9 protein-coding genes are annotated in these 12,306 nt (G+C 64.0%); 3 read left to right on the top strand and 6 right to left on the bottom strand.

The genetic code is table 11. From position 1 onward, the window contains the following. Positions 1-31 precede the first annotated feature (31 nt). From cmk to mtnA, 6 genes are all read right to left on the bottom strand, one after another. On the bottom strand, positions 32-718 hold the full coding sequence (cmk, locus tag FW789_RS00560; protein ID WP_101321651.1) for a (d)CMP kinase: 687 nt from the start codon (positions 716-718) through the stop codon (positions 32-34). After that, positions 715-2,955, bottom strand: coding sequence for a bifunctional prephenate dehydrogenase/3-phosphoshikimate 1-carboxyvinyltransferase (locus tag FW789_RS00555; RefSeq protein WP_446430733.1), 2,241 nt, complete (start codon positions 2,953-2,955; stop codon positions 715-717). Before FW789_RS00555 ends, cmk begins: the two co-directional genes overlap by 4 nt. A gap of 77 nt (positions 2,956-3,032) precedes the next feature. Then, positions 3,033-4,127, bottom strand: coding sequence for a prephenate dehydratase (pheA, locus tag FW789_RS00550; protein ID WP_101321653.1), 1,095 nt, complete (start codon positions 4,125-4,127; stop codon positions 3,033-3,035). Then, complete coding sequence (gene serC / locus FW789_RS00545) at positions 4,127-5,212, bottom strand: 3-phosphoserine/phosphohydroxythreonine transaminase (protein ID WP_207073681.1); 1,086 nt, start codon at positions 5,210-5,212, stop codon at positions 4,127-4,129. The genes pheA and serC overlap by 1 nt, the downstream gene beginning before the upstream one ends. 70 nt (positions 5,213-5,282) lie before the next feature. Continuing rightward, on the bottom strand, positions 5,283-8,057 hold the full coding sequence (gene gyrA / locus FW789_RS00540; protein ID WP_207073680.1) for a DNA gyrase subunit A: 2,775 nt from the start codon (positions 8,055-8,057) through the stop codon (positions 5,283-5,285). Between the two features lie 281 nt (positions 8,058-8,338). Further along, positions 8,339-9,415 (bottom strand): S-methyl-5-thioribose-1-phosphate isomerase, encoded by a 1,077-nt coding sequence (gene mtnA / locus FW789_RS00535; protein ID WP_103438212.1) that lies wholly within the window; start codon positions 9,413-9,415, stop codon positions 8,339-8,341. Between the two features lie 109 nt (positions 9,416-9,524). On the opposite strand from mtnA, the gene FW789_RS00530 reads away from it, so the two are divergent. From FW789_RS00530 to mupP, 3 genes are all read left to right on the top strand, one after another. Continuing rightward, positions 9,525-10,847 carry a TRZ/ATZ family hydrolase gene (locus tag FW789_RS00530; RefSeq protein ID WP_446430732.1) on the top strand — a complete coding sequence of 441 codons (1,323 nt, stop codon included), beginning with the start codon at positions 9,525-9,527 and terminating at the stop codon, positions 10,845-10,847. A 64-nt stretch (positions 10,848-10,911) separates the two neighbouring features. After that, a complete protein-coding gene (ubiG, locus tag FW789_RS00525; protein ID WP_101321657.1) occupies positions 10,912-11,610 on the top strand; it encodes a bifunctional 2-polyprenyl-6-hydroxyphenol methylase/3-demethylubiquinol 3-O-methyltransferase UbiG in 699 nt (232 codons plus the stop codon). A 2-nt stretch (positions 11,611-11,612) separates the two neighbouring features. Continuing rightward, the gene (gene mupP, locus FW789_RS00520; RefSeq protein WP_103438214.1) at positions 11,613-12,284 is read left to right on the top strand and encodes an N-acetylmuramic acid 6-phosphate phosphatase MupP; all 672 of its coding nucleotides are present in this window, start codon (positions 11,613-11,615) and stop codon (positions 12,282-12,284) included. Positions 12,285-12,306 lie beyond the last annotated feature (22 nt).

Below are 12,306 nucleotides of genomic sequence, written 5' to 3'. Positions count from 1 at the left end.
TGACTGGTGCCCCTGCCTGCTTTCCTGATCATCAGGCGATACCGCGCAGGGCGATTTCGCTTTTGATGCGTTGCAACACCTGCTCGATAGACAACTCGGTAGAGTCCAGCTGTATCGCGTCGGCCGCCGGTTTAAGCGGGGCCACCGCACGCTGGGTATCGCGCTCATCGCGCGCACTAATCTCATCTAGCAGACTCGCCAGCCTAACATCGTCGCCTTTCGCTTTCAACTGCAAATAACGACGACGCGCCCGTTCCTCGGCGCTGGCGGTCAAAAACACCTTCAACGGCGCGTCCGGGAACACCACAGTGCCCATGTCGCGGCCGTCTGCGATCAGCCCCGGAGCCTCCTGAAACGCGCGCTGGCGCTGCAGCAGGGCATCGCGCACCGCGGGCAGCGAGGCCACCATCGAGGCGCCGGCGCCGACTGCTTCGGTACGGATGTCGAGGCTGACGTCGTCTCCCTCGAGCATGATGCGCTGCAGCTTACCCTCCTCGGCCGGGTAGAACTGCACATCCAGATGAGCGGCCAGCTTGGTCAGCAGCTCTTCGTTGGTCAGGTCGACGCCATGGTTGCGCGCGCTGAAGGCGAGCAAACGATACAGCGCGCCGGAGTCGAGCAGGCGCCAGCCGAGCTCACGCGCCAGCAGCCCGGCTACAGTGCCTTTGCCCGAACCGCTTGGGCCGTCGATGGTGATGACGGGGGCCTGGGCGTTCACGACTTGGCCTCTTCAGCCACACGAATGCCGACTTCGGCGCACAGCGCGAGGAAGTTCGGGAACGAGGTGGCAACGTTGGCGCAGTCATGGATACGCACCGGCGCAGTGGCCCGCAGCGAGGCGATGCTGAAAGCCATGGCGATACGGTGGTCGCCGTGGCCGTGCACTTCGCCGCCGCCGATCGGGCCGCCGTCGATGATGATCCCGTCCGGGGTCGGTTCGCACTTCACGCCCAGGGTGGCCAGGCCATCGGCCATTACCTGGATACGGTCGGATTCCTTCACTCGCAGCTCTTCAGCGCCACGCAGGATGGTCCGGCCTTCGGCACAGGCCGCGGCGACGAACAGCACCGGGAACTCGTCGATAGCCAGTGGTACCAGCTCCTCGGGGATCTCGATGCCTTTGAGCTTGGCGCCGCGCACACGCAGGTCGGCTACCGGCTCGCCGCCGACTTCACGCTGGTTCTCCAGAGCGATATCGCCGCCCATCAGGCGCAGGATATCGATGACACCGGTGCGGGTCGGGTTGATGCCGACGTGCTCAAGCAGCAGGTCGGAGCCTTCGGCGATCGACGCGGCAACCAGGAAGAACGCAGCAGAGGAGATATCTGCCGGCACTTCGATACGGGTTGCGGTGAGTTTGCCACCCGCTTGCAGCGAAGCGACCGGGCCGTTGGACTCGACCGCATAGCCAAAGCCGCGCAGCATGCGCTCGGTGTGGTCGCGGGTTGGCGCAGGCTCGGTGACGGTGGTCACGCCCTCGGCATACAGGCCGGCCAGCAGCAGGCAGGATTTGACCTGGGCACTGGCCATTGGCAGCGTGTAGTTGAGTGCCTTGAGCCTTTGCCCGCCACGAATGGTCAGTGGTGGCCGGCCATCGGCGCCGGTTTCGACCACGGCGCCCATTTCCCGCAGCGGGTTGGCGACACGGCCCATCGGCCGCTTCGACAGCGAAGCATCGCCAGTCATGGTCACGTCGAACGGCTGGCCGGCGAGCAGACCCGACAGCAGGCGCATCGAGGTGCCCGAGTTGCCGACGTAGATCGGCCCGGGCGGCGCTTTCAGGCCGTGCAGGCCGACACCGTGAATAGTGACCTTGCCATGGTTGGGGCCTTCGATGACCACACCCATGTCGCGGAAGGCCTGCAAGGTCGCCAGAGCGTCCTCGCCTTCAAGGAAGCCTTCGACTTCAGTGGTGCCTTCGGCCAGCGAGCCGAGCATGATCGAGCGATGGGAAATCGACTTGTCGCCTGGAACGCGGATCCGTCCGGACACGCGGCCACCAGGTTGGGCCAGGAAAATCAGATCGTTGGCGTTCATAGCGTCCACATAGGCCCGGCGGGCCAGGATTTTACTGAAATGCTCGCGGGCAACCCGTGCGCGGGTAAATACCCCCAGCAGCTGGTGCCCATCCCCTGCATCGACCGCGTCGCGCAAGGCGTCGAGGTCGCTGCGAAATGTATCTAGCGTGCGCAGCACCGCCTCGCGGTTGGCGAGGAAGATGTCATGCCACATGATCGGGTCGCTGCCGGCGATTCTTGTGAAATCGCGAAAGCCCCCTGCAGCGTACCGGAAGATTTCGAGGTTTTCATTGCGCTTGGCCAGCGAATCGACCAAGCCGAAGGCCAGCAGGTGTGGCAGGTGACTGGTAGCGGCCAGCACTTCGTCGTGACGCTCAACCGTCATGTGTTCGACATCGGCGCCCAATGCGCGCCACAGGCGGTCGACCATGGCCAGTGCGGCAGGGTCGGTTTCAGCCAGTGGCGTAAGAATGACTTTATGCCGGCGGAACAGCGCGGCGTTGGAGGCCTCTACCCCGCTCTGCTCGGAGCCGGCAATCGGGTGGCCAGGCACGAAGCGCGGCAGATTACTGCTGAACACTTCGCGAGCAGCACGGACCACATTGCACTTGGCGCTGCCGACGTCGGTGACGATGGCATTGCCAAGGTCGAGCCCGGCCAGCACGGCGAGCAGTTTTTCCATGGCCAGAATCGGCACGGCGAGCTGGATCACGTCGGCGCCGATGCAGGCGCTGGCAAGGTCTTCTTCGCAGCGGTCGACCACGCCCAGGGCGACAGCCTGTTTGCGCGACGGGGCGTCGAGATCGACGCCGACCACTTCGCGGCACAGGCCGCTTTCGCGCAGGCCCTTGGCGAACGAGCCGCCAATCAGGCCGAGGCCGACCACCACCAGACGGTTGATGATTGGCGTGGGTTGGGGTGTTGGTGCGTTTACCACTGGTGTGAACCCTGTTGATGGATCAGGTCAGTCTGGGAGGGCCATTGGGGCTGCGTTGCAGCCCCAGAGGCCTGCGATCAAAGCACTGCCTTTGGATAAGACCCCAGCACTTTCAGCGCTACGGCTTCCTGGCTGATCTGCTCCAGCACTGCCTTGATCAACGGATCACGGTGGTGCCCGACAAAATCAATGAAGAACACATAGGTCCACTTGCCACTGCGCGACGGCCGGGTTTCGATCCGGGTCAGGTCGATGCCGTTGTCGTGGAACGGCACCAGCAGCTCGTGCAGCGCGCCCGGCTTGTTGCTCATCGACACAATGATCGAAGTCTTGTCGTCGCCGGTCGGCGGCACTTCCTGGCTGCCGATCATGAGGAAGCGCGTGGAGTTGTCCGGGCGGTCTTCGATTTTCTCGGCAATGCGCGTCAGGCCATACAGGTTGGCTGCCATATCGCCGGCAATCGCCGCCGAGTTCCATTCACCCTTGACCCGCTTGGCCGCTTCGGCGTTGCTCGACACCGCCACCCGTTCAACATTCGGGTAGTGCGCATCGAGCCACTTGCGGCACTGGGCCAGCGACTGGGCGTGGGAATAGATGCGGGTGATGCTGTCGGTCTTGGTGCTCTCGCCCACCAGCAGGTGATGGTGAATGCGCAACTCGACTTCGCCGCAGATAACCATGTCGTGCTCGAGGAAGCTGTCGAGGGTGTGGCTGACCGCACCTTCAGTGGAGTTTTCCACCGGCACTACGCCAAAGTTGACCGCACCGGCGGCCACTTCACGGAACACTTCGTCGATCGCCGCCATTGGCCGGCTGATCACCGCGTGACCGAAGTGCTTCATCGCCGCAGCCTGGGTAAAGGTACCTTCAGGGCCGAGATAGGCGACTTTCAGCGGCTGCTCAAGGGCCAGGCACGAAGACATGATTTCGCGGAACAAACGCGCCATCTCTTCGTTGCCCAGTGGGCCGCCGTTGCGCTCCATGACGCGCTTGAGCACGGCAGCTTCACGCTCGGGACGGTAGAACACCGGCGTCTCGCCTTCGGCCAGGTTGGCCATCTTGACCCGGGCCACTTCCTGGGCGCAGCGGGCGCGCTCGCTGATCAGCTCGAGGATCTTCTCGTCGAGGCTGTCGATGCGCACACGCAGGGCTTTGAGTTCGTGCTCGACCATCAGGCGTGCTCCTTCTCGAATTCAGCCATGTAGCTGACCAGCGCTTCCACGGCGTCCTGACCAAGGGCGTTGTAGATCGATGCGCGCATGCCGCCCACCGAGCGATGGCCCTTGAGGTTGAGCAGGCCGCGGGCGTCGGCACCGGCGAGGAAGGCCTTGTCCAGGCGCTCGTCGGCCAGGCGGAACGGCACGTTCATCCACGAACGGGCGTTGACGCTGATCGGGTTGCTGTAGAAATCGCTGGAGTCGATGAAGCCGTACAGGCGGTCCTTTTTCGCCCGGTTGCGCGCTTCCATGGCCTCGACACCGCCCTGCTCCTTGAGCCACTCGAAGACCAGCCCCGAGAGGTACCAGGAATAGGTTGCCGGCGTGTTGTACATCGAGCCGTTGTCGGCCGAGACCTTGTAGTCAAGCATGGTCGGGCAGCTGCTGCGGGCGCGACCGAGCAGGTCTTCACGCACGATCACTACAACCAGGCCGCTTGGGCCGATGTTCTTCTGCGCGCCGGCGTAGATCAGGCCGAACTGGGACACATCGGTCGGGCGCGAGAGGATGTCCGAAGACATGTCGACCACCAGCGGTACGTCACCGGTCTGCGGCACCCAGTCGAACTGCAGGCCGCCGATGGTTTCGTTGGACGCGTAGTGGACGTAAGCGGCGTCCTTGCTCAGGGTCCAGTCGTTCTGGCCGGGGATAGCGAGGTAATCGTAGGGCTTGGCGCTGGCAGCAATGTTGATGTTGCCAAAGCGACGCGCTTCTTCGATGGCCTTTTTCGACCAGATGCCGGTCTCGATGTAGTCTGCGGTGCCGTTTTCCGGCAGCAGGTTCAGCGGGATCTCGGCAAATTGCTGGCTGGCGCCACCTTGCAGAAACAGCACTTTGTAGTTGGAGGGGACGGACAGCAGGTCACGCAGGTCCTGCTCGGCCTTTTCGGCAATGGCCACGTAGTCATCGCTGCGATGGCTCATTTCCATCACCGACAGACCTTTGCCATTCCAGTCCAGCATTTCCGCCTGGGCGCGCTGCAGGACTGCTTCAGGAAGCGCAGCAGGGCCTGCGCAGAAGTTAAAGGCTCGTTTGCTCACATCCACTCTCGCTCTGCTCTGGTCAGTAAGCGGGGCGACCATGGCCGCCCCGCTCGGGTTGTTGCGCTGTTTATTCCTGCGGCGCCTCTTCGGCGGCGCCGGCGTCATCTTCTGCCGCCTCTACCGCATCGAGTTCGACGCCCTCTGCGCCCTCCTCGCCTTCGAGCAACTCCTCGAGGTCTTCGGATGGCTCCTGGATCCGCTCAAGGCCCACCAGGGTCTCGTCGCTGGCCAGTTTGATCAGGGTCACGCCCTGGGTGTTACGACCCAGGCTGGAGACTTCGCCAACGCGGGTGCGGACCAGCGTGCCCTGGTCGGAGATGAGCATGATCTCTTCACCTTCCTGCACCTGGATCGCGCCGATCAGCAGGCCGTTACGGCCCTTGGTGCCCATGGCGATCACGCCCTGACCACCACGACCGCGCCGTGGGAACTTGGACAGCGGGGTACGCTTGCCGAAGCCACGCTCGGAGGCGGTAAGGATCTGCGCACCGGACTCGGGGATCAGCATCGAGATGATCCGCTGGCCTTTGCCCAGCTTCATGCCGCGCACACCGCGAGCTGTACGGCCCATTTCACGCACGACGCTTTCAGCGAAGCGGATGACCTTGCCGGCGTCGGAGAACATCATGACTTCCTTGGCGCCATCGGTGATGGCGGCGGCAATCAGGGTGTCGCCTTCTTTCAGCTTCAGCGCAATCAGGCCGCTGGTACGTGGACGCGCAAACTGCGCCAACGGGGTCTTCTTGACGGTACCGGAAGCCGTCGCCATGAAGATGTAGGCACCGGTAGGCTCTGCAGCCCACTCGGCAGTGTCGCCGTCTTCTTCGTCGACTTCTTCGGCTTCGACCAGCTCACCCTCGAGCACGGTGTCGTCGCCATCCTCCAGCTCTTCATCGACATCGGCGCTCTGCTGCAGGGCTTCGAGGTCGATCTGCAGCATGGCGGTAATGCGTTCGCCGTCTTCCAGCGGTAGCAGGTTGACCAGCGGACGGCCACGGGCAGCGCGCGAGGCTTCCGGGATGTCGTAGGTTTTCAGCCAGTAGACCTTGCCCTTGCTGGAGAACAGCAACAGCGTGGCGTGGCTGTTGGCAACCAGCAGGTGTTCGATGTAGTCCTCGTCCTTGACGCCGGACGCCGACTTGCCTTTGCCGCCACGGCGCTGGGCCTGGTACGCGGTCAACGGCTGAGTCTTGGCGTAGCCGCCGTGGGAGATGGTCACCACGCGCTCTTCTTCCGGGATCATGTCGCCGTAGCTGAGGTCGTGACGGGCATCGAGGATCTCGGTGCGGCGCACGTCGCCGTATTCGGCACGGATCGCTTCGAGTTCTTCGCGGATCACTTCCATCAGGCGCTCGGCGCTGCTGAGGATGCGGATCAGCTCGCCGATCTGCTCGAGAATCTCCTGGTACTCGGCCAGCAGCTTTTCGTGCTCAAGGCCGGTCAGGCGGTGCAGACGCAGGTCAAGAATGGCCTGGGCCTGCTCTGGCGACAGGAAGTACTTGCCATCGCGCATGCCGTACTGGGCATCGAGGTTTTCCGGGCGGCACGAGTCGGCGCCTGCGCGCTCGACCATGACCTGCACCGCACTCGATTCCCACGGCATCGCAACCAGGGCTTCCTTGGCTTCGGACGGGGTCGGCGAGGCCTTGATCAGGGCGATGACCGGGTCGATGTTGGACAGTGCGACAGCCTGGCCTTCAAGGATGTGGCCACGTTCACGGGCCTTGCGCAGCTCGAATACGGTACGACGGGTCACCACTTCACGGCGGTGACGGACGAACGCTTCGAGCAGGTCCTTGAGGTTGAGCAGGCGCGGACGACCGTCGATCAAGGCGACGATGTTGATGCCGAACACGCTCTGCAGCTGAGTCTGCTGGTAGAGGTTGTTGAGCACGACCTCAGGCACCTCGCCGCGACGCAGCTCGATGACCACGCGCATACCGTCCTTGTCGGACTCGTCGCGCAGCTCGGTGATGCCTTCGAGCTTCTTCTCTTTGACCAGCTCAGCGATCTTCTCGATCAGGCGAGCCTTGTTCAGCTGGTACGGCAGCTCGGTGATGACGATCTGCTGACGGCCACCGACCTTGTCGATGTCTTCGATCTCGGAGCGGGCGCGCATATAGATGCGGCCACGACCGGTGCGATAGGCCTCGATGATGCCGGAGCGGCCGTTGATCAGGCCGGCAGTCGGGAAGTCCGGACCAGGGATGAACTGCATCAGCTCATCGATGGTGACTTCAGGATTGTCGATCAGCGCCAGACAGCCATCGATCACTTCGCCGAGGTTGTGCGGCGGGATGTTGGTCGCCATGCCCACGGCGATACCGCTGGAGCCGTTGACCAGCAGGTTGGGGATGCGCGTTGGCATTACCGCCGGGATCAGCTCGGTGCCGTCGTAGTTGGGTACCCAGTCGACGGTTTCTTTGTGCAGGTCAGCCAGCAGCTCGTGTGCCAGCTTGGACATGCGCACTTCGGTGTATCGCATTGCCGCAGCGTTGTCGCCGTCGACCGAACCGAAGTTGCCCTGGCCGTCGACCAGCAGGTAGCGCAGCGAGAATGGCTGGGCCATACGCACGATGGTGTCGTAGACCGCAGTGTCGCCGTGCGGGTGGTACTTACCGATAACGTCACCGACCACACGGGCGGACTTCTTGTACGGTTTGTTCCAGTCGTTGCCCAACTCGCTCATCGCAAACAGAACGCGGCGATGCACGGGCTTCAAGCCGTCACGCGCATCGGGCAGTGCACGCCCGACAATCACGCTCATCGCGTAGTCGAGGTAAGACTGTCTCAGTTCGTCTTCGATATTGACCGGGAGGATTTCTTTGGCCAGTTCGCCCATGAGAAGCCTGATTCCTTTTTCTGGTGAAACCTCGTCCAAGTCCCCAGAGGACGAACGAAGCTCGTCGCCGCAGCGCACAGTGGTGCGACGACTTACGACAAATCAATAGGTTGTGCCTTGGATCTGCGCAATGAAGACCGCATAAACGGGCGGCCTTGGAAACTGCCGGATGGTACCACAAAAATGCATCAGGCTTAAGCCTCAAGCTGCAACAAGAAGCAGCGCTGCCGAGCAACGGCAGCTTTGCCCTGACAGCTGCGCCCTGCACGGCGCGCAGGCGCTCAATGCAGGCGCTTGCGGCACATCAGCTGGGCGATCTTGGCGGTGTCCGGGCGCTCTACCACGCCTTTTTCGGTCACGATCACATCAACCAGGTCAGCCGGGGTCACGTCGAACACCGAATTGAACACCTCGACCTGCGCGGCAACCCGATTGCCGGCAACGTCCAGCAGCTCGTCTGCTTCGCGCTCTTCCAACGGGATATCGTCACCGGTCGCCAGGTTCAGGTCGATGCTGGTGCTTGGCGCCACCACCATGAAGCGCACGCCGTGGTGCATGGCCGCTACCGCCAGTTGGTAAGTGCCGATCTTGGCCGCGACATCGCCGTTGGCCGCGATGCAATCGGCACCCACCACGACCCAGGTGATGCCCTTGACCTTCATCAGGTGCGCCATCGCCGAGTCAGCGCAGAGGGTGACCGGCACGCCTTCCTGCGCCAGTTCCCAGGCGGTCAGGCGCGAGCCTTGCAGCCAGGGCCGGGTCTCGCCGACGTAAATCCGCTCGACCATGCCCTCAAGATAGGCTGCGCGCAGCACACCCAGCGCGGTACCGAAGCCCCCGCTACCCAGCGCACCGGCATTGCCGTGGGTCAGCATGGTCTGCTCGTTGCCTTGCTGGCGGCGGATCAGCTCGATGCCGTATTGGGCCATGGTCAGGTTGGCTTCGCGGTCGCTGTCGTGAATGGCGATGGCCTCGGCTTCCATGGCCGCCAGCAGGTTTTCATTGGGGCGCAGGCGCTGCAAGCGATCACGCATGCGGTTGAGCGCCGAGAACAGGTTGGCCGCGGTGGGCCGCGCTTCGGCCAGATCGAGAAAGTCTTCTTCGATCGACTCTTCCCAGTCGCCCTTCTCGGCAAGCCGGGCACGCAGCGCCAGGACCAGCCCGTAAGCGGCGCTGATGCCGATGGCCGGCGCACCGCGCACCGCCATCGAGCGGATCGCGCTCACCACCTGAGACACGTCGGTACAGGCCAGCCAGCGCTCTTGCGCCGGCAGCAGGCGCTGGTCGAGCAGATGCAGGGTGCCGTCACGCCACTGAATGCCGGTCACCTTCTCTGCCGCCATAAGTCGCTCGCGCATCGCCTCTCCCCGTGCTTTGCTGATCAAAAGCCGGCGATTATAGCGAGCCTCAGCCGCGGGCGCTCGGGTATACTGCGCGATCCGCCCAAACCCTTCAGGTAGCTGCCGCATGCCGACCTCCGTAGCCCCCCTCGACCTGCTCCTGGTGCCGACCTGGCTGGTGCCTGTGGAGCCAGCCGGCGTGGTACTGGAAGGGCACGCGCTGGGCCTGCGCGACGGCTTGATCGCCTGGCTCGGCCCGCGCGAGCGCGCGCCGGCGGCGCTACAGGTGCGCGAGTTGCCCGACTGCCTGCTGTGCCCAGGCCTGATCAACGCCCACGGCCACGCTGCCATGAGCCTGTTCCGCGGCCTGGCGGACGACTTGCCGCTGATGACCTGGCTGCGTGAGCACATCTGGCCGGCCGAGGGCCGCTGGGTCGATCCGGGCTTTGTCCGCGACGGTACCGACCTGGCCATCGCCGAACAGCTCAAGGGCGGCATAACCTGCTTTGCCGACATGTACTTCTTTCCGCGCGAAGCCTGCGAGCAAGTCGAGCAGAGCGGCATTCGCGCCCAGGTGGCGGTGCCGCTGCTGGACTTCCCGATACCCGGTGCAGCGACTGCGGACGACGCCCTGCATCAGGCCATCGAGCTGTTTGGCGAGTTGCGCCACCACCCGCGCATCACGATCGCCCTCGGCCCCCACGCGCCGTATACGGTCGGTGACGAGACGCTGGAGAAGATCCGCGTGATTGCCGATCAGCTCGATGCGCCGCTGCACATGCACATCCACGAGACCGCCAGCGAAGTCGAGCAGGCCGTTGCCGAGCACGGCGAACGGCCGCTGGCTCGGCTGGCGCGGCTTGGCCTGCTGGGGCCGAGCCTGCAGGCGGTGCACATGACCCAGATCAGCGACGACGACCTGGCGCTGCTGGTAGAAAGCAACACCAGCGTGATCCACTGCCCGGAATCCAACCTGAAACTGGCCAGCGGCTTCTGCCCGGTTGAGCGTTTGTGGCAGGCCGGGGTCAATGTCGCTATAGGCACCGATGGCGCGGCCAGCAACAACGACCTCGACCTGCTCGGCGAGACCCGCACCGCTGCCCTGCTGGCGAAAGCGGTGGCCGGCTCGGCGTCGGCGCTGGACGCCCATCGCGCCTTGCGCATGGCGACCCTTAATGGCGCTCGCGCCCTGGGTCTGGACGCACAGATCGGCTCGCTGGAGCTGGGCAAGGCCGCCGACCTGGTGGCGTTCGACTTGTCTGGCCTGGCCCAGCAGCCGGTACACGACCCTGTGTCACAATTGATCTATGCCACCAGCCGCGACTGCGCGCAGCATGTCTGGGTCGCCGGCGAGCAGCTGCTCGAAGAGCGCCGCCTGACCCGTATGGACGAGGCGGCACTGACCGCCATGGCCCGCGCCTGGGGCGCGCGCATCGCAGGCAAGGAATGACCACGCTCCAGCTGCGGCTGGCGCTTAGTGACACCTTTTATTCAAGTTTCAGAGGATCTGTTCAATGAGCAACGTCGACCACGCCGAAATCGCCAAGTTCGAGGCCCTCGCCCACCGCTGGTGGGACCGCGAAAGCGAATTCAAACCCCTGCACGACATCAACCCGCTGCGGGTCAACTGGATTGACGAGCGCGTCAGCCTGGCCGGCAAGAAGGTGCTCGATGTCGGCTGCGGCGGTGGCATCCTCAGCGAAGCGATGGCGCAACGCGGCGCCACCGTGACCGGCATCGACATGGGCGAAGCGCCGCTGGCGGTAGCCCGCCTGCACCAGCTCGAGTCGGGCGTCGAGGTCGAGTACCGGCAGATCACCGCCGAGGCCCTGGCCGAAGAAATGCCCGAGCAGTTCGACGTGGTCACCTGCCTTGAGATGCTCGAGCACGTGCCTGACCCGTCGTCGGTAATCCGCGCCTGCTACCGCATGGTCAAGCCGGGTGGCCAGGTGTTCTTCTCGACCATCAACCGCAACCCCAAAGCCTACCTGCTGGCGATCATCGGCGCCGAGTACATCCTCAAGATGCTGCCGCGCGGCACCCATGACTTCAAGAAATTCATCCGCCCGTCCGAGCTGGGCGCCTGGAGCCGGGTTGCCGGGCTTGAAGTCAAAGACATCATCGGCCTGACCTACAACCCGCTGACCAAGCACTACAAGCTGAGCAGCGACGTCGACGTCAACTACATGATCCAGACCCTGCGCGAGGTGTGAGCATGCGTTTGCGAGCAGTACTTTTCGACATGGACGGCACGCTGCTGGACACCGCGCCTGACTTCATCGCCATCTGCCAGGCGATGCTCGCCGAGCGCGGCATGGCGCCGATCGCCGACAAGCTGATCCGCGACGAGATCTCCGGCGGCGCGCGGGCGATGGTTGCCGCGACCTTTGCCATGAGCCCTGAAGACGAAGGCTTCGAGGCATTGCGCCTGGAATTTCTCGAGCGTTACCAGCGTGACTGTGCAGTGCACAGCAAGCTGTTCGAAGGCATGCCCGAGCTGCTCGACGATATCGAAAAAGGCGGCCTGATCTGGGGTGTGGTGACCAACAAACCGGTGCGTTTCGCCGAGCCGATCATGCAGCGCCTGGGCCTGGCCGAGCGCTCTGCGTTGTTGATCTGCCCGGACCATGTCAAGAACAGCAAGCCGGACCCCGAGCCACTGATCCTGGCCTGCAAGACCCTGGATCTGGACCCGGCCAGCGTGCTGTTCGTCGGTGACGACCTGCGTGATATCGAGTCGGGGCGCGACGCCGGGACCCGCACCGCAGCGGTTCGCTATGGCTATATTCATCCGCAGGACAACCCCAACAACTGGGGTGCAGACGTGGTGGTGGACCACCCGTTGGAGCTGCGCAAGGTGCTCGACAGCGCGCTGTGCGGCTGCTGATCAATCGCTGAGGGCGCGCCCG

The organism is Pseudomonas sp. 1121_17 (genome assembly GCF_052850745.1).
Note: the sequence above shows the minus strand (reverse complement) of the source record. Positions and strands in the feature narration are given on the sequence as shown.